General features: G+C 70.1%; 25 protein-coding genes. 12 read left to right on the top strand and 13 right to left on the bottom strand.

The window, feature by feature from the left end; all coding sequences use genetic code 11:
* Positions 1–278: 278 nt before the first annotated feature.
* Positions 279–605: a hypothetical protein gene (locus P7A99_RS24800; RefSeq protein WP_277796378.1), complete on the bottom strand. Its 327-nt coding sequence runs from the start codon at positions 603–605 to the stop codon at positions 279–281.
* 175 nt (positions 606–780) lie between these two features.
* A complete protein-coding gene (gene recQ / locus P7A99_RS24795) occupies positions 781–2,631 on the bottom strand; it encodes a DNA helicase RecQ (protein WP_277796377.1) in 1,851 nt (616 codons plus the stop codon).
* A gap of 279 nt (positions 2,632–2,910) precedes the next feature.
* Between recQ and P7A99_RS24790 the strand changes: the two genes are divergently transcribed.
* The 3 genes from P7A99_RS24790 (at position 2,911) to P7A99_RS24780 (ending at position 6,020) form a co-directional block, all read left to right on the top strand.
* Entirely contained in the window at positions 2,911–3,225 is a 315-nt protein-coding gene (locus tag P7A99_RS24790; RefSeq protein ID WP_277796376.1) for a metalloregulator ArsR/SmtB family transcription factor, read from the top strand.
* Positions 3,222–3,914, top strand: a complete 693-nt coding sequence (locus tag P7A99_RS24785) for an SdpI family protein (RefSeq protein ID WP_277796375.1) — start codon at positions 3,222–3,224, stop codon at positions 3,912–3,914. The genes P7A99_RS24790 and P7A99_RS24785 overlap by 4 nt, the downstream gene beginning before the upstream one ends.
* Before the next feature lie 132 nt (positions 3,915–4,046).
* Positions 4,047–6,020: a transglycosylase domain-containing protein gene (locus P7A99_RS24780; RefSeq protein ID WP_277796374.1), complete on the top strand. Its 1,974-nt coding sequence runs from the start codon at positions 4,047–4,049 to the stop codon at positions 6,018–6,020.
* A gap of 139 nt (positions 6,021–6,159) precedes the next feature.
* Here P7A99_RS24780 and P7A99_RS24775 read toward each other — a convergent pair whose 3' ends face one another.
* Complete coding sequence (locus tag P7A99_RS24775; protein WP_277796373.1) at positions 6,160–7,131, bottom strand: MmcQ/YjbR family DNA-binding protein; 972 nt, start codon at positions 7,129–7,131, stop codon at positions 6,160–6,162.
* Between the two features lie 60 nt (positions 7,132–7,191).
* Between P7A99_RS24775 and P7A99_RS24770 the strand changes: the two genes are divergently transcribed.
* The 3 genes from P7A99_RS24770 (at position 7,192) to P7A99_RS24760 (ending at position 10,722) form a co-directional block, all read left to right on the top strand.
* A complete protein-coding gene (locus tag P7A99_RS24770) occupies positions 7,192–7,599 on the top strand; it encodes an META domain-containing protein (protein WP_277796372.1) in 408 nt (135 codons plus the stop codon).
* 144 nt (positions 7,600–7,743) lie between these two features.
* Entirely contained in the window at positions 7,744–9,210 is a 1,467-nt protein-coding gene (locus P7A99_RS24765) for a sigma-54-dependent transcriptional regulator (RefSeq protein ID WP_277796371.1), read from the top strand.
* 72 nt (positions 9,211–9,282) lie between these two features.
* A complete protein-coding gene (locus P7A99_RS24760) occupies positions 9,283–10,722 on the top strand; it encodes a serine hydrolase domain-containing protein (protein WP_277796370.1) in 1,440 nt (479 codons plus the stop codon).
* On the opposite strand, the gene P7A99_RS24755 is transcribed toward P7A99_RS24760, so the two are convergent.
* Together P7A99_RS24755 and P7A99_RS24750 are read right to left on the bottom strand one after the other, a co-directional pair.
* On the bottom strand, positions 10,719–11,132 hold the full coding sequence (locus tag P7A99_RS24755) for a hypothetical protein (protein WP_277796369.1): 414 nt from the start codon (positions 11,130–11,132) through the stop codon (positions 10,719–10,721). The genes P7A99_RS24760 and P7A99_RS24755 overlap by 4 nt on opposite strands.
* Positions 11,133–11,508: 376 nt before the next feature.
* Entirely contained in the window at positions 11,509–11,838 is a 330-nt protein-coding gene (locus tag P7A99_RS24750) for an ArsR/SmtB family transcription factor (protein WP_277796368.1), read from the bottom strand.
* A gap of 50 nt (positions 11,839–11,888) precedes the next feature.
* Between P7A99_RS24750 and P7A99_RS24745 the strand changes: the two genes are divergently transcribed.
* Positions 11,889–12,359, top strand: coding sequence for an SRPBCC domain-containing protein (locus P7A99_RS24745; RefSeq protein WP_277796367.1), 471 nt, complete (start codon positions 11,889–11,891; stop codon positions 12,357–12,359).
* Between the two features lie 62 nt (positions 12,360–12,421).
* On the opposite strand, the gene P7A99_RS24740 is transcribed toward P7A99_RS24745, so the two are convergent.
* The 5 genes from P7A99_RS24740 to P7A99_RS24720 form a co-directional block, all read right to left on the bottom strand.
* Positions 12,422–12,763 carry an endonuclease domain-containing protein gene (locus P7A99_RS24740; RefSeq protein WP_277796366.1) on the bottom strand — a complete coding sequence of 114 codons (342 nt, stop codon included), beginning with the start codon at positions 12,761–12,763 and terminating at the stop codon, positions 12,422–12,424.
* A gap of 141 nt (positions 12,764–12,904) precedes the next feature.
* Positions 12,905–13,261: a hypothetical protein gene (locus tag P7A99_RS24735; protein ID WP_277796365.1), complete on the bottom strand. Its 357-nt coding sequence runs from the start codon at positions 13,259–13,261 to the stop codon at positions 12,905–12,907.
* Between the two features lie 51 nt (positions 13,262–13,312).
* Positions 13,313–13,582 carry a DUF2312 domain-containing protein gene (locus P7A99_RS24730; RefSeq protein ID WP_058348015.1) on the bottom strand — a complete coding sequence of 90 codons (270 nt, stop codon included), beginning with the start codon at positions 13,580–13,582 and terminating at the stop codon, positions 13,313–13,315.
* A gap of 243 nt (positions 13,583–13,825) precedes the next feature.
* The gene (ykgO, locus tag P7A99_RS24725; protein WP_004616427.1) at positions 13,826–13,951 is read right to left on the bottom strand and encodes a type B 50S ribosomal protein L36; all 126 of its coding nucleotides are present in this window, start codon (positions 13,949–13,951) and stop codon (positions 13,826–13,828) included.
* A 151-nt stretch (positions 13,952–14,102) separates the two neighbouring features.
* Positions 14,103–14,510 (bottom strand): DUF805 domain-containing protein, encoded by a 408-nt coding sequence (locus tag P7A99_RS24720; RefSeq protein WP_277796364.1) that lies wholly within the window; start codon positions 14,508–14,510, stop codon positions 14,103–14,105.
* Between the two features lie 141 nt (positions 14,511–14,651).
* Here P7A99_RS24720 and P7A99_RS24715 point away from each other — a divergent pair, with 141 nt between their 5' ends.
* Positions 14,652–15,950, top strand: a complete 1,299-nt coding sequence (locus P7A99_RS24715) for a lytic murein transglycosylase (protein ID WP_277796363.1) — start codon at positions 14,652–14,654, stop codon at positions 15,948–15,950.
* 170 nt (positions 15,951–16,120) lie between these two features.
* On the opposite strand, the gene P7A99_RS24710 is transcribed toward P7A99_RS24715, so the two are convergent.
* Both P7A99_RS24710 and P7A99_RS24705 read right to left on the bottom strand, forming a co-directional pair.
* Positions 16,121–16,576, bottom strand: a complete 456-nt coding sequence (locus P7A99_RS24710; RefSeq protein WP_164467484.1) for a chemotaxis protein CheW — start codon at positions 16,574–16,576, stop codon at positions 16,121–16,123.
* A 319-nt stretch (positions 16,577–16,895) separates the two neighbouring features.
* Positions 16,896–17,621: a GGDEF domain-containing protein gene (locus P7A99_RS24705; protein ID WP_277796362.1), complete on the bottom strand. Its 726-nt coding sequence runs from the start codon at positions 17,619–17,621 to the stop codon at positions 16,896–16,898.
* 251 nt (positions 17,622–17,872) lie between these two features.
* Between P7A99_RS24705 and purE the strand changes: the two genes are divergently transcribed.
* The 3 genes from purE to P7A99_RS24690 all read left to right on the top strand — a co-directional run bounded on the left by purE (position 17,873) and on the right by P7A99_RS24690 (position 20,459).
* The gene (purE, locus tag P7A99_RS24700; protein ID WP_277796361.1) at positions 17,873–18,358 is read left to right on the top strand and encodes a 5-(carboxyamino)imidazole ribonucleotide mutase; all 486 of its coding nucleotides are present in this window, start codon (positions 17,873–17,875) and stop codon (positions 18,356–18,358) included.
* Positions 18,359–18,362: 4 nt separating this feature from the next.
* Positions 18,363–19,457 carry a 5-(carboxyamino)imidazole ribonucleotide synthase gene (locus P7A99_RS24695; protein WP_277796360.1) on the top strand — a complete coding sequence of 365 codons (1,095 nt, stop codon included), beginning with the start codon at positions 18,363–18,365 and terminating at the stop codon, positions 19,455–19,457.
* Between the two features lie 306 nt (positions 19,458–19,763).
* Entirely contained in the window at positions 19,764–20,459 is a 696-nt protein-coding gene (locus tag P7A99_RS24690; RefSeq protein ID WP_277796359.1) for an aspartate/glutamate racemase family protein, read from the top strand.
* Positions 20,460–20,595: 136 nt separating this feature from the next.
* Here P7A99_RS24690 and P7A99_RS24685 read toward each other — a convergent pair whose 3' ends face one another.
* Positions 20,596–21,255: a COQ9 family protein gene (locus P7A99_RS24685; RefSeq protein WP_277796358.1), complete on the bottom strand. Its 660-nt coding sequence runs from the start codon at positions 21,253–21,255 to the stop codon at positions 20,596–20,598.
* Between the two features lie 182 nt (positions 21,256–21,437).
* Between P7A99_RS24685 and rpsU the strand changes: the two genes are divergently transcribed.
* Positions 21,438–21,671, top strand: a complete 234-nt coding sequence (gene rpsU / locus P7A99_RS24680) for a 30S ribosomal protein S21 (protein WP_081612876.1) — start codon at positions 21,438–21,440, stop codon at positions 21,669–21,671.
* Positions 21,672–22,060: the final 389 nt, after the last annotated feature.

The following is a 22,060-nucleotide window of genomic DNA, read 5'->3' as shown; positions in this document are numbered from 1 at the left end:
CGTGGGGGGGGGGGCCCCGCGGCGGCCCCCCCTTTTTTTTTTAGGGCCCCCACCCTGGTTTGGGGGGGGGGGGGCGCCCGGCCCCGGGGGTGGGGGGGCCGAGACGGGGCGCTGAGGAGGCGGTCGCCCCCTCCGTCACGCTGCGTATCCGCAGCGCGCCACCTCCCCCGTTGCACGGGGGAGGAGCTTTCCGCCCCAAAAGAAAACGCCCGGCGGGTCGGTCCCGCCGGGCGTTTGCTGTTTCAGGCTGGAATGGCGCGGCTGGCTGCCCCCTGACCTCAGCGGTCGAAGTTGCGGGCCAGCAGGAAGCCGAACACCGCGCCCGCCACGAAGGTCCCCAGCGCCAGGGCCAGAGGGTGCTCTTCGGCGGCCTTGTGGGCGGCCTCGGCCTTGGGCTTGGACCAGGCGACGGCGGCGTCGGTCTTTTCGTGCACGTATTCTCGGGCGACCTGGGTCTTCTCGGCGGTCGTCTCGGCGATGGTGGTCGCGGCCTTCTTGACGGCCGCCGTGGCCTTGGCGGCGGTCTTCCTGGCGCTGGCCTTGACGTTGCTTTGGGCCGTGCCGGCGCCGCCGGCGAAGTCGGTCTTGATGGTGGCGTCGGTCATCGGCGTCTCCCGGTTGAAAGGGCGTGTTCCCAAAAGGCTGTTCCGGGGCGCGAAACGAGGCGCACGCCAGAGCGTCTGGAGACTAACACCTGGCGAGCCGGTTTGGTTCGGACAAGAGGCGTTCGCGCACGTTTTGCGCGAACCGCCGCCTTAAGCTCCAGCGACCAGGCGCCGGTCAGTTGTCGCGCACGACCTTCAGCACGGCCTCGCCGTAGCGATCGAGCTTGCCCTGGCCCACGCCGCCCGACTTGCCCAGGGCCGCCAGGGTCAGCGGGCGGGCGGCGGCGATCTCGGCCAGGGTGGCGTCGTGGAAGATCACATAGGGCGGCACATGCTGGGCCGAGGCCTGGTCCTTGCGCCAGGCGCGCAGGGCCTCGAACAGCATCTGGTCGCCCGGCGGCACGGTCAGGGCCTGGCGCCGGCGCAGGCTCTTGCCGCCGCCGCTGGCACCCTTGCCGCCAGCATCGCCGCCCGGGGCCTGGCGCAGGGCAACCTGCCGCTCGCCGCGATAGACGGCGCGCACGCCCTCGCCGTCGCCCAGGCCGATCAGCGGTCGGCCCTCGTTGGGGTCCTCGCGCAGCAGGCCCTCGAACACCAGGGTGTCAAGCAGGTCGCGCCAGCCTTGCGGGCTGAACTCGCGGCCGATGCCGAAGGTCGACATCTGGGCTTCCTGCTGGCTGACGTCCTTGGTCTTGCCCAGCAGGTGGTCGATCAGGCGGCCGCGCCCGAACCGTCCGCCCAGGCGGTGGGCGGCCGACAGGGCCTTCTGGGCCGCTTGGGTGGCGTCGACGCCGGTCGGGGGCGAGATGCAGATGTCGCAGGTTCCGCAGCGCTCCACGCCTTCCTCGCCGAAATAGCGGCGGACGGCGGCGGCGCGGCAGGTCATGCCTTCCAGCATGGCGTAGAACTGCCGCAGCTTGCGGCTCTGCACCTGCTTGACCTCGTCGGGGGCCTCGCGGGCGTCGATGCGGCGGCCGGCCCAGGCGAGGTCGGCGCTGCTGTAGAGGGTGATGCCCTCGGCCGGCTGGCCGTCGCGGCCGGCGCGGCCGATCTCCTGCCAATAGGCCTCGATGGCGGCGGGCGGATCGGCGTGGATCACGAAGCGGACGTCGGGCTTGTCGACGCCCATGCCGAAGGCGATGGTCGCCACCATCACCGCCTCGTCGGCCTCGAGAAACTGCTCCAGCCGCCGGGCGCGCACGGTCTTGTCGAGGCCGGCGTGATAGGCCAGGGCCGGCACGCCGTTGTCGATCAGCATCTGGGCCAGCTTCTCGGTCGAGTCCCGGCTGCCGGCATAGACCACGCCGGCGCGGCCCGGCCGCTCGGTGACCAGCTCGATGACCCGGTCGTGGCCCTTGCCGCGCTTGCGCTCGGCGTTCAGCGCCAGTTCGGGGCGGGCGAAGCTGTCGACGAACTCGGCCGCGCCCTGCAGGCGCAGTTCCATGCGGATGTCGTCGCGGGTGCGGGCGTCGGCCGTGGCGGTCACCGCCAGGCGCGGGACGTTGGGGAACACCTCGGCGATGCGGCCCAGCATCCGGTATTCGGGCCGGAAGTCGTGGCCCCACTGGCTGACGCAGTGGGCCTCGTCGACGGCGACCAGCGAAAGATCTAGGCGCGACAGCCGCTCCAGCATCCAGCCCTGCATCAGGCCTTCGGGCGACAGGTAGAGCAGATCGAGCTGCCCGGCCTCGATGCGCCGCCAGATCTCGGCGCGCTCCTCGGGCAGGGTGTTGCTATCCAGGCGCTCGGCGGCGACGCCGGCCTGTTGCAGGCCCGCCACCTGGTCGGCCATCAGCGCGATCAGCGGCGAGACCACCAGGCCCAGGCCAGGACGGACCAGGGCGGGGATCTGGTAGCAGAGGCTCTTGCCGCCGCCGGTCGGCAGCACCGCCAGGGCGCTGCGCCCTTCCAGCAGCTCGCCGACCACCTGCGCCTGCAAGCCGCGGAAATCCTGGTGGCCGAAGGTGCGGCGCAGGACATCGCGCGCGGCGTCGAGCGAGGGCGGGGAGGCGAGGGCGGTGGACACGGCGCTCTTTTGGCAGGGGCGAGACTCCGCGCCAAGGCCGGAAACGGGGGATTTTGCAGATGTGATCCTTCTCCCCTTGCGGGAGAAGGTGTCGCCGGTAGGCGACGGATGAGGGGTCTCTCAAATCCATGCCGCCGCACCCGGTCGCGCCGCCGCTCGCGGCTTCGAGATCTGAGAGACCCCTCACCCGACCTCCTTCGGAGGCCACCCTCTCCCGCAACGGGAGAGGGACCTATCGCACTTGACTCTTAGTTCTTTGACTAATTAGTCTCCTGACTCATGAACGAGGTGTTCAAGGCCCTGTCGCATCCCGCTCGCCGCCGCATGGTCGCCATGCTGCGCGACGGGCCGCTGGCCTCGGGGGATATCGCCTCGCGGTTCGACATGGCCTGGCCGACGGTCACCGCCCACCTGGCGGCGCTGAAGGCCGCGGGCCTGGTCGAGGCCGAGAAGGACGGGGCTTCGGTCCGCTACCGCCTGGTGATCTCGGCGGTCGAGGAGGCGGTGGCCTTCATGATGGAGCTGATGGGAACGGGCGAGGCGGCCGAAGTCGTGCGGCCCGCCCCGTCCGTCGGAGGGGAGAAGAAGGCATGAACGGTGCGGACAAGCGCGGCCTGACGCCGCTGGACGGCGTCTCGATCCTGACCACTGCGGCGATCGCCGGCGCGGCCCTGGCCGTCTGGCGGCTGGGCCCGACCGGACCCATGCCCATGCACTTCAACTACGCCGGCCAGGTCGACCGCTGGGGCGACCGCACCGAGATGGGCCTGGCCATCGGCGTCATCGCCATGGTCGCCGGCGCGGTGGCCGTGGTCTGCTGGGCGATGGAGCGTCAGGTCAAGGATCGGCGGGGCGACCGCTTCACCTATCGCCTGGGCCGGATGGTGGGCCTGGCCGCGCCCGCCTTCGCCGCCGCCATGCTGACCGCAACGGCCTTCGACCTGCTGCCGCGGAGTGGCGGCCAGGAAGCCTTCCTCAGCCTGATGATGGGCGGCATGGCCCTGCTGTTCCTGGGCATGGGCGCGTTCCTGGGGCGGGTGAAGCCCAACCCGGTCATCGGCGTGCGCACCTACTGGGCGCTGCGCAGCCGGCTGGCCTGGGACAAGTCCAACCGCCTGGCCGGGCGGCTGATGACCCTGGTCGGCCTGCTTGGCCTGGTGGCGGCGCCGGCCGCGCCCCAGCCGGTGGGTTTCCATGTGCTGATGGGCGCTCTGATCGCCTCGGGCCTGGCCGCCGGCTTTGAAAGCTGGCGGGTCTGGCGCACCGATCCGGACCGCACCTGAAGCGAGGGTTGGCACGGTTCTCCCCCGCTTGGTTAAACCGCGTTCACCTGTCGTCAATTCTATCGCGTGTTTGGTCGCCGTGAGCTATGAACACCGCCACGCGGGCGGGGCTAACGAGACCTAGGGTTACAGATGGCTAACGGCGCCTTCGGCGGAAACAAGCCGGCGAAGACTCAACGCACGCCCCTCCAGGCGCTGCTGTACTGGACGACGGTTCTGGGCGTTTGGGGGCTGATCTTCGTGGTCACCTTCTTCGCGGTGTTCGCGCGCGACCTGCCCGACACCTCCAAGCTGTACGACGTCACCCGCCAGCCCTCGATCAACTACCTGGATCGCTCGGGCGCCCTCCTGGCCGTGCGCGGCAGCCAGTACGCGCCGCCGGTCGACATCGACGCCCTGCCTGAATACGTGCCGGCCGCCTTTGTCGCCATCGAGGACCGCCAGTTCTATCACCACTTCGGGTTCAACCCCTGGGGCATCGCCCGCTCGCTGATCTGGAACCTGACCCATGACGGCGGGCCCCAGCGCGGCGGCTCGACCATCACCCAGCAGCTGGCCCGGAATCTCTTCCTCAGCCCGGCCCAGAACTACAAGCGCAAGGCCCAGGAACTGATCCTGGCCGTCTGGCTCGAGCTGAAGTTCAGCAAGAAGCAGATCCTGGCCCTCTATATGAACCGGGTCTATTTCGGCGCCGGCGCCTACGGCATCGAGGCCGCCTCGCAGCGCTATTTCAACAAGCCGGCCAAAGACCTGACCATCGGCGAGGCCGCCCTGCTGGCCGGCATGATGAAGGGGCCGGCCCGCTACTCGCCGGTCAGCGCCAGCGAGCGCGCCGCCCGCCGCGCCACCGTCGTGCTCGACGAGATGGTGCGCCTGAAGGCCATCACCCCCGAGCAGCGCGACGAGGCCTTCAAGACCCCGGTGCAGGTGTCGGCCACCCTGGCCAACCAGCGCGCCCAGTATTTCACCGACTATGTCGACGCCCAGGTGCGCTCGCTGGTCGGCGAACCGACCGAGGACCTGGTGGTCGAGACCACGCTCGATCTGCCGATCCAGGTCGCGGCCGAGCGCGCCGTGCAGCTGGGCGTCGAGGGTCATCTGAAGCAGGGCGTCCAGCAGGCCGCCCTGGTGGCCATCGACGGCGAGGGCCGCATCCGCGCCTATGTCGGCGGCGAGGACTACGGCCAGAGCCAGTTCGACCGCGCCACCAGCGCCCGCCGCCAGGCCGGCTCGGCCTTCAAGCCGTTCGTCTATCTCACCGCCATGGACCAGGGCCGCAATCCCAGCGTCATGGTGGTCGACGAGCCGGTGAAGATCGGCAACTGGGAGCCGCGCAACTACACCAACACGTTCCTTGGTCCCATGACCCTGCAGACGGCTCTCGCCCAGTCGATCAACACGGTCGCCGCGCGCCTGGCTAACGAGGTGGGCACCAGCAACGTGGCGGCCACCGCCCGTCGCCTCGGCATCACCAGCAAGATCCAGCTCGACCCGTCGATGGCCCTGGGCGCCGTCGAGGTCAGCCCGCTGGAAATGGCCCAGGCCTACGCCCCCTTCGCCAACGGCGGCTTCCTGGCCAAGGGCTACGGCATCGAGCGCATCCGCACCGCCTCGGGCAAGGTTCTCTACGACCACAGCGTCGACAAGCAGCCGCGCCCGTCCGTGATCGGCTCGCCGTCGCTGCAATACATGAACCAGATGATGCGCCAGGTGGTCAGCGGCGGCACGGGCGGCCGCGCCAAGGTCGCCGGCTACGACATCGCCGGCAAGACCGGCACCACCAGCGACTACAAGGACGCCTGGTTCGTCGGCTACACGGGCGGCTTCGTCGCCGCGGTGTGGACCGGCAAGGACGACAACACCGCCATGAAGCGCGTCAGCGGCGGCGGTCCGCCGGCCGAGATCTGGAAGGTGTTCATGAGCTCGGCCCTGCCGCGCCTGAAGGCCACCCCGATCCCCGGCGGCGTCGTCGAGGTTCCCCCGCCGACCGAGGATCCGATTGGCGACATCCTGGGCGACGGCGAGACCCCGACCGCCGATCCGGGCGCGACCCCGGCCCCGGCCGGAACCCCGCCCGCCCAGACGGCGCCGGAACTGCCTTACTAGCAAGACCCGGAGGGGCGGACGCCGTCCCTCCGGCTAGGTCGGATCCACATCCGCCGTTCTTGCCACGTCTCACCGAGCATCCCAGCGAACGCGGGGAAAGGCGGGTTTGGGGATGGCCATCGGCTGAACGGCGCCTCGCCTAGTCCTGCGGCGAGGGCTCGTCGATCTCGCGGCGCATCTCGTCGCGCAGCCGGTCCCAGTCGCGCTCCGGCCGCACCGGCCCGTCGCACATCGTTTCCAGGTGATCGCTGCGATAGCGATAGGTCTCCGGATCCCGGCCGATGGTCGCGACCTGCGCCGGATCCGCCTTGGCCCCGGCCGCCTGCAACGCGGCGCCGGCCTGCATGCGGATGGCCATCATCGCCGAAGACATCTGCCCGCGCGGAGGCTCGACGCACCGGCGCCGGTCGTACTCACGGCGCGTGGCCGCCAGTCTGTAGAGCAGGGCGGCCTTGTCGGGGTCGTGGCTCGCCCAGGCCGCCGAGGCCATGAACAGGCACAGCGGCTCTGCGCCCTGCCGCGTGGCCCAGGCCGTCTCGCGCTCGGCCCGGGACCAGGCCTCCGCCGGCTTCTGGGGGCAGGCCTCTCCCCACGGAACCTCAGGCGAGGGTGCGGCGTCGGCGGGGGCGGCCAGGATGAGCAGGGCCGCCAGGGCGGTCTTCACGGGAAAAGCGGACATGAGCGGATAACGCAGGAGGCGCGCGTCACGGTCAAGCTTCAACCCTGGCGTTCGGCCGCCCGCTCCGCCCAGAGACTTCACCAGGCTCTTCGGGGCCACGATCGTCCAGGCGGTGCGCAGAAGGCCCGCCAGCTCGTCGGCCTCTATCACCGCCAGCCGCACCAGCACCGCCGGATAGCCGCGATAGTGGGCGTCGTCGAAGAAGCGCTCGGGCGCGGCCTCGATCAGCATCTGCTTGGTCTCGATCAGGCAGCGCACGGCGATCACGCCGGGCACGAGCACGCGCTTGGCCTTGGGCGCGGGCCGGGCCAGATAGCTCCAGGCCAGACCCTTGCCGGCCACCTCGTAGGCGACCTGGCCGGTCGTCGCGGTCGAGGTCACGACGTCGGGCAGGGCGGTCGCCAGGGCGCGCAGGGTCTTGTCGTCGACCATGCCGCGAATGAGGCGCTTTTCTCCCGCGCGGCGCAACCGGCAAGACGCTAGGCTCGATCCATGTCCGCCCGCACCCGCGCCGCCTTTTCCACCGTCGCCATCCTGGTCGCCCTGATCGGCTGGGCCTTCTGGTTGATCTCGGACGTGGCCTTCGAGAAGACCTGGCGGGTCGAGCGGCTGGAAGGCGCGCTCGCGCCGCCGGGCGGCGCCGAGATCTGGTTCACCGGCCGGCGCAACCACGGACGCGGCCAGCCCTTCGAAGTGCGCACCGCCTGCGACGTCTATTCGGGCCGCTACAGCCGCCGGTTCGGCCGGCTGGAGATTCGCAGGCTTCAGTCGGCTGGCCAACATTGCGCCGCCGACGCCCCGCTTCTGGCCTCGATCGAGGCGGCGCACAGCTATCGCTACGAGGGCCGCCGGCTGCTGCTCGAGGCCAAGGACGGCAAGCGTTTGGCGCTCATTCCCTGAAACAGCGTAAACCGTTGTTAAGGCTCACTGTTAAGGTCTGCGACACCTCTCCGAAAGCCGGTGTTTACCCCCTGCCTGTATCACTCTGAACCAACAAGAGCCGCGCTCCATGCGGGTGCGGCCGGTTCTGGTGGATGGCCTTCAATGACCAAGACGGTGCTCGTCGTCGACGACGATCCGACCCAACGTCGACTGATCCAGGCGGTGCTGGAGCGCGAAGGTTTCGCGGTCTGCCACGCCGAGAACGGTGACGCGGCCATGGCGCACCTGGCCGCCGGCGCGCCGGCCGACGTGGTCCTGCTGGACCTCGTCATGCCGGGCATGCCGGGCCAGGAGGCGCTGAAGGAGATGCGCGCACGCGGCTACGCCCAGCCGGTGATCGTGCTGACCGCCAGCGGCGGCGTCGACACCGTGGTCAAGGCCATGCAGGCCGGCGCCACCGACTTCTTCATCAAGCCGGCCAGCCCGGAGCGGATCACCGTGTCGATCCGCAACGCGCTTTCCATGGGCGACCTCAAGGGCGAGGTCGACCGCCTGAACAAGCGAGTCTCGGGCCGCACCACCTTCTCCGACCTGATCGGAACCTCGCCGGCCATGACCATGGTCAAGCGCATCGGCGAGCGCGCCGCAAAGAGCGCGATCCCCGTGCTGATCACCGGCGAAAGCGGGGTCGGCAAGGAACTGATCGCCCGCGCCGTGCACGGCTCGTCCGACCGCGCCGGCAAGCCCTTCGTGGCCGTCAACTGCGGCGCCATCCCGGAAAACCTCGTGGAGTCGATCCTGTTCGGCCACGAGAAGGGCAGCTTCACCGGCGCCACCGACAAGCACCTGGGCAAGTTCAAGGAAGCCGACGGAGGCACCCTGTTCCTCGACGAGGTGGGCGAGCTGCCGCTGGACGTCCAGGTCAAGCTGCTGCGCGCGCTGCAAGAGGGCGAGATCGACCCGATCGGCGCCAAGCGCTCGGTCAAGATCGACGTGCGCATCGTCTCGGCCACCAACCGCGACCTGTCGGCCGCGGTGGCGCAAGGCCTGTTCCGCGAGGACCTCTATTACCGCCTGAACGTCTTCCCGGTGGAGGCGCCCAGCTTGCGCGAGCGCCGCGAGGACATCCCGGCCCTGGTCGAGGCCTTCGTGCGCCGCTTCAACGTCGAGGAAGGCAAGCGCGTGGTCGGGGCCTCGCCCGAGACCCTGCGGATCCTCTGCGCCTTCGACTGGCCCGGCAACGTGCGCCAGCTGGAGAATGCGGTCTATCGCGCCATCGTGCTGGCCGACGCGCCCTACCTCCAGCCCTACGACTTCCCGGCCATCTCGGGCGTCGTGGCCCCGCCGCTGGAGCCGTCGCCGATCGAGCCCCTGCCGGAGATGATCCAGGCCGCCGCCGCGGTCCAGGCCGAGGCCGGCGCCGCGGGCGAGGCCCCGGTGCGCATCCTCGACGGCCACGGCCACCTGCGGACCCTGGAGGAGATCGAGCGCGACCTCATCCAGCACGCCATCGAGGTCTATGCCGGCCACATGAGCGAGGTCGCCCGCCGCCTCGGCATCGGCCGTTCGACCCTCTACCGCAAGGTCCGCGAGCAGGGCATCGACGTCGACGTCAAGGAAGCCTCCTGACCTCGCCTTTCGGTGATTGAACTTACATCGGTAAACTGATCTCCTGCCTCTCCATGATCGCGTGGAGGGGGCATGATCAGGATCCTTGGGCCGCTGGCGGCCGCATTGGCGGCGCTGGCGCCCGTCTGCGTCTTGGCCCAGCCGCTGAGTCCGGCCGAGATCGCCGCCGTCGACGCCGCCGCGGCCAAGGCGCTGGCCGACAGCCCCACGCCCTCGCTGTCCGTCGCCGTGGTGCGCGGCGGCCGCCTGGCCTTCGCCAAGGCCTACGGCCTCAAGCGCCTGGATCCGCCCGCGCCGGCCGAGGTCGACGCGCGCTACAACATCGGCTCGGTGTCCAAGCAGTTCACGGCGGCGGTCGTGCTGCGACTGGCCGACCAGGGGCGGCTGTCGCTCGACGACAAGGCCGCCGACCACGTGGCCCGGCTGTCCGGCGCCGACCGCATCACCCTGCGCCAGGCCCTGGACCACACCGCCGGCTACAACAGCTACTTCATGCTCGACTTCATGCCGGCCGAGGGCGAGCGCCCGGTCGACCCGTCCCAGATCGCCCGGCGATGGGGCGCCGCGCCGCTGGACTTCGCGCCCGGCGACCGGTGGGCCTACAGCAACACCGGCTATGTCGTGGCGGGGCTGGTGGCGCAGCAGGCCTCGGGGCGGTCGCTGCCGGCCTTGCTGGACGACGAGATCTTCGCGCCCCTGGGCATGACCAGCGCCGGGGCGGCCTACGAGCGGCCGCTGGGGCCCGCCGACGCCGTCGGCTACGCCCGCATCGCCACCGCTTCGCCGCGCGCGGCGCCGACGATCGGGCGGGGGTGGGAGTTCGCGGCCGGCGGCCTGGCGATGAGCGCTTCGGACCTGGCGCGCTGGGACATGGCCATGCTGGAGGGACGTCTGTTGACGCCGGCCGCCTGGACAGCGCTGGCCACGCCGGCGCGGCTGAACGACGGAACGCTCACCGACTATGGCCTGGGGGTCTATGTCGACACCGCGCGAGGGCGGCGGCGCATCCGCCATGACGGCCTGACCTCCGGCTTCGCGGCCGAGAACAGGGTCTATCCCGACGACGGCGCGGCGATCGTGGTGCTGGCCAATGCCGATTTCGGCGCCGCGCCCCGTCAGGTCGCCGACGCGATCGAGGCGATCCTCCTGCCTGCCGGCGCCGCAGCCTCGGCCGTCGCGCCGCCGCCTGCGCCCGCCGCCGCTCCGGCGATCGACGAGGCGGCCCTGGCGACGGCGAAGGCGCTGCGCAGGCAGCTGGCGGACGGGACGCTCGACCGGACCCGGCTGACGCCTGAGCTTTCGGCCCATCTCGACGGGGCGGTCCTGGCCGACTACCGCGCCAGTCTCCGGGCGCTCGGCGAGCCGACGGCGTTCGTCCAGCTGCGCCACGACGAGATCGGCGGCCTGCGGGCCAGCCTGTATGAGGTCGCGTGGGAGAAGATGAAGCTGATCGGCGTGCTGCGCCTGGCGCCGGACGGGACGGTCGCCTCCTTCGCCCTGTTCGAGCCCTAGGCCGCCTCTTCCGCGTCCAGGGCGACCCAGCCGGGGCCGTCGCGGCGAACGCGATGGTCGGTCTCCAGGCCTTGCAGTTCCAGCAGCACGGCGGCCAGAGGCAGGGCGCGGTTCCAGCGGCGCTCCAGCTGGCGGACGATCTCAGGGGCGGTCATCGCCGCGCCTTCGCGGCCCAGCACCATCAGGATCATGTCGCGGGCGGCGCGGGGCTTGCGGCCGCGGCGGGGAGGGGCGGCGAAGCTGGCCGGTTCGCCGGGTGCGGCCAGGCCGGCGCGCTCCAGGGCGCCCAGGGCCACGCCGATCGCCTTCAGCTCGCCCTCGAAGGGCTCCTGCGCGCGGCGCTGGGCCTCGATCATGCGCACTTCCAGGTCGGCTTTCCGGCGCAGCAGAAATTCGTAGGTGTTGGCCATCGTCTCGTTCCCGTGAACGGGTCGCCAGGCCGGTCTCCACGCACCGACCCCTCCGACGCCGCCTTTCGGCCGCTTCGCTCACTTAGTTCAATGATTGTAATGATTTACGCTGGCGACAGTTTGTCGCATCATTCTTAATGGCAACTTAACCGGAATCTTCGAGCGTCGGTATTTGGTAAGAAATAAAGACTGTTTTCGTGTCTTTCGCCACAGATGCTCGGTCAGATTGCATCGTCTCCGACGGCGTAAGTTCCTTGCGCGGACTGGCCTTGGCCCCGGCGGGCGAGCGAACCGGTCGAGCGCCTTGAGGCGTCAGCCGGGGTCCCGGATTGTTAATGGCGCCTGGCCAGACGGCGGCCCGGCCGGCGTTCGGCGATCAGCCGCCTTCGAGGTCGTGCTTGAGGCGGTTGAGCAGGTCGGCGGCGGCCAGGGCGTAGGGGCCGATCCAGCGGTCGTGGATGTCCTGGAAGGGGCCGGCGTCCAGGTGGTTCCAGCGCACCCGGCCCTCGCGCCGCACGACGATCAGCCCGGCCCGCTCCAGCACGCCCAGGTGCTGCATGACGGTGCAGCGGTCGAGCGCGCCGGCGAAGTGCTCGCACAGCGCGCCCGTGGTGCGCGGGGCGGTCTTCATCAGGTCCAGCATCTGCCGCCGCCGGGAGTCGGCCAGGGCCTTGAACAGCAGGTCGTCTTGGGCGGCGCTTGACATGTTATAGAATTATAACCTTACATGTCGGCGTTCGCCAAGGGAGGACCGCCATGTCCAGCGACGCCCAACTCAACGAGACCCCGCTGGCCTTCGAGGTGCAGCTGAAGATCCGCAAGCCCGCCGCGCAGGTGTTCGACGCCGTCGTCGATCCGAAAAAGCTCAGCGGCTATTTCCTGCGCGAGGGCAGCGGCCCTCTGGTCGCCGGAACCACGGTGCTGTGGCAGTTTCCCGAGTTCGAGGAGCGCTTCCCCGTGGTGGTGCGCGAGGTGGTCGCGCCCGAGCGCATCGTGCTGGAGTGGGGCTCGGCGATCGCCGGCGACCCCGACACCCGGGTGGTGATGACCTTCGTGGCGCTGGATGCTGAAAACACCATGGTCAAGATCAGCGAGTCCGGCTGGCCGCACAGCCCCGAGGGCCTGAAGGCCTCGCACGGCAACGCCGGCGGCTGGATGCACATGATGGCCGCGATGAAGGCCTATCTGGAGTACGGCATCAACCTGCGCGAGGGCGGGGCGTTTTAGAAGTCCCTCTCTCTTTGAGAGAGGGAGGGGCCCGCCGCCGCAGGCGGTGGGAGGGTGAGAGGTTACGCCCTTCCAGAACGTAGCGCGGCCAGGATGTCGTCCGTGACGCCGCCGGGATCGGCGAGAACCCGCTCGTTGGGAAACCTCAGGACCATGTACCCGAACAATTCCAGGACCCGCGTGCGGTGCTCGTCATGGTCTTCGCGCCCTTCGTGCGAGGCGCCGTCCAGCTCGACGATCAGCTTTCCAGCCTCGCAGACGAAATCGGCGAAGTAGCGGTCGATTGGAAGCTGGCGCAGGAATCTGAACCCGCCGAGGCGACGGTTGCGGACGAGCTTCCAGAGCGCTCGTTCCGCGAGGGTCTGATTCTGGCGAAGCCTGCGGGCATTGGCGGTCTTGTCCATGGCGCCAGGGTCGGCTCGGCCGCGAAAGCGGTGCAACGGAAGGAATGGGGATTTCTCCCGCTAGCGGTGAAACCTCTCACCCTCCCGCCGCTGCGCGGCGGGCCCCTCCCTCTCTCGAAGAGAGAGGGGTCAAGCTGGCGCCTACCCCTCGTCTTCGGCCTCTTCGACCGCCGCCTCCGGCCGGCCCTTGCGCGCGAAGCCCTTGCCGCGTTTCATCGGCTTGCGCTCGCCCTTGGCCTTGGCGGTGATTTCCTTGAGCTTGATGGTCTGGTTGACCGACAGGGCCTGGCCGGCGCCGCCCTTTTCCGGGTCGCCGAAGGCCCGGCCATAGGTCTCGATGCGCTGGGCCACCGAGCCTAGGAACTCGCCTTCCCAGTCGGAGAGCTCGATCCCGCCCTTGTCGGCCATCCTCTTGGCCTTCTTGAGGGCGCTCAGCGCCGCTTTCCTGGCCTGGGCCCTCGGATCCGGGACTTTGCGATCGGGCGGCTTGGCGCGCATGACGACCAGCCTAGCAAAAAGGCCCTCTCCGGGGAGAGGGCCTTTTCAAAATCAGATCTCGCCGATGGCCGAGAGGTAGAGGTCGAGGATGGCGTCCTCTTCCTGGCGCTTGGCGCGGTCGGTCTTGCGCAGGCGGACCACCTTCTTGAGCACCTTGACGTCGAAGCCGTTGCCCTTGGCCTCGAGGTAGACTTCCTTGATCTGCTCCATGATCTCGGCCTTCTCGACCTCGAGGCGCTCGACGCGCTCGATGATCGACTTCAGCTGGCCCTGGGCGGTGGAGTTCAGAACGTCGGCGTGCGGGATGGCGTCGTCGGCCATGGAGATCTCTCGCGAAAAGGGGCTGAAAACCGGAGGCGCGGAAACTAGTTCGGACGCGCCCCGAGGGAAAGCCGATTCCGATGCGCCGAGCGCGTCGAGGCTTTCAAAACCTGTGGTCCAGACATGCGAAAAGAACCGGCCGAGATCGACCGGTTCTTTCGAAGACCTTCGCGTGGAGCGCGGCCGGCGGGCCGCGGCTTCAACGTCGCGGACGCTCCGGGGCGAGGCCCCGGGCGCGCGTCATCAGCCTTGCTTGGCCTTGAAGCGCGGGTCGGTCTTGTTGATGATGTAGATGACGCCCTTGCGACGCACCATCTTGCAGTCGCGGTGGCGACCCTTCAGCGACTTCAGCGAGCTGCGAACCTTCATGACCGTCTCTGTTGTCAGCGGAGAGGTTCGGGCGCGCCTTAGAGCTCGCCGGAACATCCGGATGTTTCGGAGGGCGTGCGTATAGGCAAGACGGGGCCATGAGTCAATCGGCCAAGGCCCTGCTGCGCGCAGCCGCCGCGCCGTGTTGCGCTTACGCCTCCGTCTGGGGCGCGGTCGAGACCACCGGCTTGAACGACAGACCCTTGGGCGGCGGCGGGCCGAAGGCGTTGTCGGCCTTCTGGCCGGGCAGGGCGCCCAGGCCGATCAGCAGGCCCGGCAGCACCAGCACCACCACGCCCAGGGCGTTCTGCAAGGCCTGGGGCGCCAGGACGTACTGTCCGCCGAAGATCAGCGCCATCACGGCGATGAACACCCCGCCGGCCCACCAGCCGCTGCGGCCCAGGTCGTGCAGGCGCGGTATGGCGGCGATCAGCATCACCACCAGGGCGGAGGGCAGCTGCCTCCTGAACACCAGGCTGGCGACCAGCATGGCGGCGATCGCCACCCCCACGATGACCCAGTAGCTGGCGCGGTTGAGGCGGGCTTTGAGAAGATGCACGTCGAACCTCTCGTCGCGGCTTCGATTTGGTTCCAGCCTATTAGAGCAAAGCCTGTGGAGAGGCGATGCGAACCGGGAACTCACTTCGTCCTGGCGTCCTTGTGATTGAAGCTTTCGCACGAACCCCGGTAGCCTGCCCCGATGGATAGACGCGTATTCCTCGTTCTGCTGCTGGCCGGTTGCGCCGACACGACCGTCAACGCCCCGCTGGCGCCGTCGACTCCGGTCGCCCCGCCGCCGGTCGCCTCGAAGCCCGCCGCCCCGACCCCGCCCTCGGCGGTCACGGCGGTGGAAACCGGCGGCCAGGTCGCCGCCTTCAACGCCTGGCTGGAGCAGTTCAAGCCCAAGGCCGTGGCCGCCGGCGTGCCCCAGGCGGTCGTCGACCGCGAGCTGAACGGCCTGACGCCCAATCCGCGCGTCATCTCGCTGGACGGCCGCCAGCCGGAATTCTCCAAGCCGGTCGGCGACTATATCAAGGGCGTGATCAGCGACGACCGCGTGGCCGTGGGTCGCGGCAAGCGCGACGCCTTGCCGTTCCTGCCGGCGGTCGAGCAGCGCTACGGCGTGCCGCGCGACATCCTGCTGGCCGTCTGGGCGATGGAATCGGCCTTCGGCAAGATCCAGGGCGACTTCGACGTCGTGCGCTCGATGGCCAGCCTGGCAGCCGACGGCCGTCGCCGCGCCTGGGCCGAGGGCGAGCTGATCGCCGCCCTGAAGATCATCGCCTCGGGCGAGGACACCCGCGACCAGCTGAAGGGCTCGTGGGCGGGCGCCATGGGCCAGACCCAGTTCCTGCCGTCCAACTATCTGTCGACCGCCGTCGACTTCGACGGCGACGGCCGCCGCGACATCTGGCGCAGCGACGCCGACAGCCTGGCTTCGGCCGCCAATCTGCTGGCCAAGGGCGGCTGGAAGCCGGGCGTGGGCTGGGCCAAGGAAGTGATCCTGCCGGCCGGCTTCGACTACAGCCTGGCCGAGGGCCCGCGCGAGGTTCCCTCGTGGTGGGAAGCCAAGGGCGTGAAGCGGGCCGACGGCCTGCCCTGGACGGCCGCCGACGCCGCGTCTCCGGCCGGGCTGATCCTGCCCGCCGGCGCGGCCGGTCCGGCCTTCCTGGCCCTGCCCAACCACTTCGCCATCCGCAAGTACAACAACTCCACGTCCTATGCCCTGGGCATCGGCCTGTTGGCTGACCGCTTCGGCGGCGGCGGGCCGCTGGTGGCGGCCTGGCCGGTGGAGCAGCCGCTGTCGCTGGCTGACCGCATGGCCGCCCAGATCGCCCTGGCGCGCCTGGGCTTTGATCCCGGCCCCGCCGACGGCGTCGTTGGCGCAGGCACCCGCAAGGCCCTGCGCGCCTGGCAGCAGAGCCGCCAGCTGCCGGCCGACGGCTATCTGTCGTCCGACATGGTGGGCAAGCTGAAGGCCCAGGCGGCGATCACCTGATCCCTCTCCCCTTGCGGGAGAGGGTGGCCCCGCGCAGCGGGGTCGGGTGAGGGGTTGCACCCACGAAAAACGCCGCGAAAGCCGATCAGCTTTCGCGGCGTTTGATTTCTGAGAGACCCCTCATCCGTCGGCCTTCGGCCGCCACCTTCTCCCGCAAGGGGAGAAGGGAATTAAGCCGCCTGGCTGACCTGCGGCGGGAACACGTCGTCCATGCGCAGATAGGTGATCAGGCGGGTGTCGACCGACAGGATGGCCTGCACGAAGCGCAGCTCGTCGGCGCCCATGTCCGGGGCCGGCTGCAGGTGGTCGCGGGTGATGGTGAAGGTCTCGGAGACGGCGTCCACGAGAATGCCGGCCAGGCGGTCGTGGCACTCGACGACGACGATCACGTGGCGGGTCTCGGGGATGGTCACGCCCAGGCCCAGGCGGTTGCGCAGGTCGATGACCGGCATGATCGCGCCGCGCAGGTTGATGACGCCCTTGAGGAAGCCCGGCGCATGCGGGATCGGGGTCGCCGGGGTCCAGCCGCGGATCTCGCGGACGGTCTTCACGTCGATGCAGAACTCCTGCTCGCCGATGCAGAACGAGATCAGCTCGAGGGCCGGTTCGGCTTGGTCGGTCATCAGGAAATCCCCGGGGTCTGGAAGGCTGGCGCGGACGTCTCCGCTCGCCTGCCACAAGAGCCCGGGCGCCGTTTAACAACGGTTAATGCTGAAGTTTCTCGTGGCGCGCGAGGGCGAGACCGATTGTCGCGGGGCGCCGGCGCCTAGCCTGGGGCGATCGACTTGCATGCGCCTTGCCGACCCTATCACCGAGCTTCCCCGCGAAGGCGGGGATCCAAGCCGAGGTGGCGGATGATCCAAGGCGGCGCCAGGCCATGAAGGTCAGCTTGGGTCCCCGCCTTCGCGGGGATTGGGCGGAGTATGGAGCGGCAAGCCTGGGCTCTCAGCCCGCGGCCGCGCGCGTTCGCTTCTTGAGGAACATCGCCGCGTCGGCCTCGGCCAGCGAGACTTCCGGCTCGGCGCCGGCCTCGATCTCGCGCACGCCGAACGAGACGTGCAGGGGCGCGCTCCATTCGCCGAACTGCACCGGCACGCCGCGGATGGCGCCGGCCAGGCTTTCGCCCTTCATCTCGGCGGTGGCCTTGTCGGCCTGGACCAGCAGCACGGCGAACTCGTCGCCCCCCATGCGGCCGACGATGTCGCTCTCGCGCACATTGGCCAGCAGGCGCTCGGCCACGGCCTTCAGCGCCGAGTCGCCGGCCGCGTGGCCGAAGCGGTCGTTGACGGCCTTGAAGTTGTCGAGGTCGAAGAACACCAGGCTGGCCGGCGAGCCGTAGCGCTGGGCGAATGCCGAGACGCGGCGGACCTCGCGCAGGAAGGCGCGGCGGTTCAGCACCGGGGCCAGCACGTCCATGTCGGCCAGGGTCTCGGCCTCGTTGAGGCGATACTTCAGGCGCGAGACCTCGGTGCGCAGGTCCTCGACCTCCGACATCAGGGTCTGCAGGGCGGCCTGCACCTTGGGCGTCAGGTCGGCGGGCTCCAGGCCCAGGAACCCGGCCTTGTCGACGGGCACGGTTCCACGCGGGGCTGCCGAGACGCCGGCGGCGTCGGCGAGCGCCCGGCGGCGGATCGCGGAGAAGGTTTCGGTGCGGGCGCCTGAGATCTTCATCGGAGGTGCTGCGAATCACTTCTGGTCAAGCTGGAAAGGAAATCTGCGTTTTCTCGTTAACCATGACAATGCCGGTGGTAACCCGGCGCCAATAAGCCGCAGGTGGAGGGCGAGGGCGCGCAGGCCGAAGGCAGCGCGAAAACGTCCGAGAACGGGCTTTGGTCTGGAAGGGCGACCCGCTATAAGGCGCGCGATTCAAGGGGCCGCCCCAGGTTTCTTGGTATACCCTCCATCGTTCGAGGAAGACGCCGATGACCACGCCGCCTGTCGCCATCGTCATGGGCAGCCGCTCAGACTGGCCGACGATGAAGAAGGCGGCCGACGCCCTCGACGAGCTGGGCGTCGCCTACGAGGCCAAGGTTGTCTCGGCCCACCGCACGCCCCAGCGCCTCCTCGAGTTCGCCACCTCGGCCAAGGCGGCCGGCTTTCAGGTGATCATCGCCGGCGCCGGCGGCGCCGCGCACCTGCCGGGCATGGTCGCGTCGATGACGCCGCTGCCGGTGCTGGGCGTGCCGGTGCAGTCCAAGGCCCTCAGCGGCCTCGATTCCCTGCTGTCGATCGTGCAGATGCCGGGCGGCATCCCGGTGGCCACCCTGGCCATCGGCGAGGCCGGGGCCAAGAACGCCGGCCTGCTGGCCGCCCAGATCCTGTCGCTGGCCGACCCCGCGCTCGCCGCCCGCCTGGACGCCCAGCGCGCGGCCCAGACCGACAGCGTCGCCGAAAGCGTCGAGGACTAAGACCATGACCGCCTCTCCGGCTCTTCCTCTGCCCCCCGGCTCCACTCTCGGGATCCTCGGCGGCGGGCAACTGGGCCGGATGCTGGCCCAGGCCGCCTCGCGCCTCGGCTTCGACGTGGTGATCCTCGATCCCGAGGAGAACAGCCCGGCCGGCCGCGTCGCCGCCCGCCAGATCGTCGGCGCCTATGACGACCGCTGGGCCCTCAAGCGCCTGGCCGAGGCCTGCCACGTCGTCACCTATGAGTTCGAGAACGTCCCGGCCGACACCGTGGCCGAGCTGACCGCCCTGGGCTGCGAGGTCGCTCCCGGCGCCCGCGCCCTGGCCGCCGCCCAGGACCGCGTGGCCGAAAAGACCTTCCTGGCCGAGATCGGCGTGCCCACCGTGGCCTTCGCCCCGGTCGACGACGAGGAAAGCCTGCTGGCCGCCGTGGCCAGGATCGGCGCCCCCAGCCTCCTGAAGACCCGCCGCGAGGGCTATGACGGCAAGGGCCAGGCCTGGATCCAGCGTCCGGGCGACGCCATCGCCGCCTTCGAGAAGATCGGCCGCCAGCCGGCCATCCTCGAGGCTCCGGCCGATTTCGGCCGCGAACTGTCGGTGATCGCCGCGCGCGGCCGCAACGGCGAGATCGTCTGCTATCCGCTGTCGGACAACCACCACGAGGGCGGCGTCCTGCGCCGCACGATCGCCCCGGCCAAGGCCACGCCCTCCGAGCGCGACCAGGCCGAGGCCATCGCCGCCAAGATCCTCACCGCGCTCGACTATGTGGGCGTGATCGGGGTGGAGCTGTTCGAGCTGGCCGGCGGCAAGCTGCTGGTCAACGAGTTCGCCCCCCGGGTCCACAACACCGGCCACTGGACGCAGGACGGTTGCGAGGTCGACCAGTTCGAGCAGCACATCCGCGCCGTCGCCGGCTGGCCGCTGGGCCCCACCGCGCCCCTGGCCCGCGTCGAGATGACCAACCTGCTCGGCCCCGAGGTCGACGCCTGGAAGAAGCTGGCCGCCGAGCCCGAGACCCGCATCCACCTCTACGGCAAGGGCGAAGCCCGCCTCGGCCGCAAGATGGGCCACGTCAACCGCCTGCGGCCGCTGGAGGGCTGAGGGGGGCGTCCCCCCTCGGGACGCGCCTTAGGGCGACAGGCTCAGGATGAGGACGAATGCGAAGGCGGTCGGGACGAAAACCTCATCCTGAGCTTGTCGAAGGACGAGGTTTTCGCTGCATTGGGCCCAGCGCCATCCAACTCTCCCCCGAGCTTCCCCGCGAAGGCGGGGATCCAAGCTGACTCTCAGAAGGCGGCGAGGTCGTGGGTCATCCGCGGGCTCGGCTTGGGTCCCCGGCCTTCGCGGGGAAAGACGGAGCTAGGGGCGACGAGTCGTTGCCTGTGTTCCAACCTCCAGCGAGACCCCATGACCCTCACTATCGGCCTGATCGGCGGCATGAGCTGGGAAAGCTCGGCGCATTACTATCGGCTGATCAACGAGGCGGTGCGCGCCCGGCGCGGGCCCACGGCGTCTGCCCAGTGCCTGATGTGGTCGTTCGATTTCTCTGAGATCGAGGCCCTGCAGCACGCCGGCGCCTGGAGCGAGCTGGCCGAGCGCCTGGCCGACGCCGGCAAGGCGCTGGAGCGGGGCGGCGCCGATTTCCTGGTGCTTTGCACCAACACCATGCACCGCCTGGCCGGCGAGCTTCAGGCGGCCGTAGACCTGCCGCTGCTGCACATCGCCGATCCCACGGGCGAGGCGATCGCGGCCGCCGGCCTGCGCAAGGTCGGTTTGCTGGGCACCGCCTTCACCATGGAGCACGCTTTCTATCGCGGCCGCCTGGAAGAGCGGTTCGGGCTGGAGGTGGTCGTTCCGGGCGAGGCCGACCGCGCCCTGGTCCATCGCGTGATCTATGAGGAACTGGTGGCCGGGGTGGTGCGCGAGCCGTCCCGCCAGGCCTATCGCGAGGTGATCGCCCGGCTGGTCGAGGCCGGCGCGGAAGGGATCATCCTGGGCTGCACCGAGATCATGCTGCTGGTCGGCCAGGCCGACAGCCCCGTGCCGGTGTTCGACACCACGACCCTGCACGCGCTGGCGGCCGTGGACCGGGCGCTGGGGTAAAGATCCTCCCCCTGAGGGGGAGGTGGCCCGAAGGGCCGGAGGGGGGCGTTTTCAGCTATCGAGGCGATGGCCGATTTCGCAGCCACGCCCCTCTCCGTCGCCTTCGGCGACACCTCTCCCACAGGGAGAGGGTCTCTCAGCTGCGCGCGTACCGCATCTTCGCCAGCGCGCTCAGGAACTCCGCCGCCAGGTTCGGGGCCTTCACGCCGGCCTTCCACTTCTCGAAGGCCATGACGCCCTCGATGCGGGCGTCCAGGTGCTTGAGGGCCGAGTCGCGGCCCGAGGCCAGGTCGACCGCCAGGGTCGAGACCAGGATTCCCGACAGGATGGCGCGCTTGGAATAGTGGTTTTCGTCGGTGGCCGTGTCGCCGGCCCAGCGCCACAGCTGGTCGGCGCTTTCCCACAGCAGCGACAGCGCCAACGGCAGGTTGGTCGGGAAGGCCAGGAACGCGGCCCAGCGTCGCACGGCCTCGCTGTCGTGGGCGGCGGCGTCGATGCGGGCGATGACGCCCTCGCGGATCTTCTGGCGGATCTTGAGGGCCGCCGGATCGAACTTGCCCAGCGATTCCATCGCCTTGGCGTCGTGGCGACGGGCCAGGACGGCGGCCAGATCCCGCGGGCCCTGGGGCAGCAGCAGGTCGGTTTCCCCCGGCGACAACTGGGCCGCGGCGGCGGCGGCGCGGACCAGACCGGCGTTCCAGCCCAGGCGCGGCGACAGGCGCAGGGCCTCGTCCAAAACCCGTTGTTCGGCCCTGTCGGCCCAATCCTGCGTTGCTTCGGCGGCGGTCTGGCTCATGAATCCGAGTCTACACCGGTGTTTAGCGCTCGTCGCGCATGGACACGCGCCCTTCGCTCTGCTATCTGCCGCCCCTCGTCGCCCGGAAGCACCCCTTCCAGGGCGTAAGGTTTTTATTCGCCCGCCCGGCCCCTCAAGAGGGACTTGGGAAATTGGTCGGGCCGTCGAATGGAGAGTCACCCCTGGTCCAGATTTTCGTCCGCGACAACAACGTCGATCAAGCCCTGAAGGCCCTCAAGAAGAAGATGCAGCGCGAAGGCTCGTTCCGCGAGATGAAGCGCCACGTCCACTATGAAAAGCCCTCGGAAAAGCGCGCCCGTCAAAAGGCCGAAGCCGTCCGGCGCGCCCGCAAGCTGGCCCGCAAGCGCGCTCAGCGCGAAGGCCTGCTGCCGATGCCGAAGAAGGCTTCGCGTTAAGAGCGCCGTCGAGGCGCGGCTCGTCGCGCCTCCGCGTTCAACGCACCCGAAAACAGACGAAACCCGCGCCGGGCGACCGGCGCGGGTTTTGTTTTGCCCGAAAGGCTGTGTGGCGACGGACAGGTTCCTCCCCCGCTTGCGGGGGAGGGGGGACCGCGAAGCGGTGGAGGGGGCGAGACTGGGCCCCGTGCCGGCCGGGGGGGGGGGGGGGGGGGGGGGGGGGGGGGGGGGGGGGGGGGGGGGGGGGGGCGGGGGGGGGGGGGGGGGGGGGGGGGGGGGGGGGGGGGGGGGGGGGGGGGGGGGGGGGGGGGGGGGGGGTGGGGGGGGGGGGGGGGGGGGGGGGGGGGGGGGGGGGGGGGGGGGGGGTGGGGGGGGGGGGGGGGGGCTGG

The organism is Caulobacter endophyticus (assembly GCF_029543245.1).
Taxonomy (GTDB): Bacteria; Pseudomonadota; Alphaproteobacteria; order Caulobacterales; family Caulobacteraceae; genus Caulobacter; species Caulobacter endophyticus_A.
The sequence above is the reverse complement of the archived record's forward strand: the minus strand, read 5'-3'. Positions and strand labels throughout refer to the sequence as shown.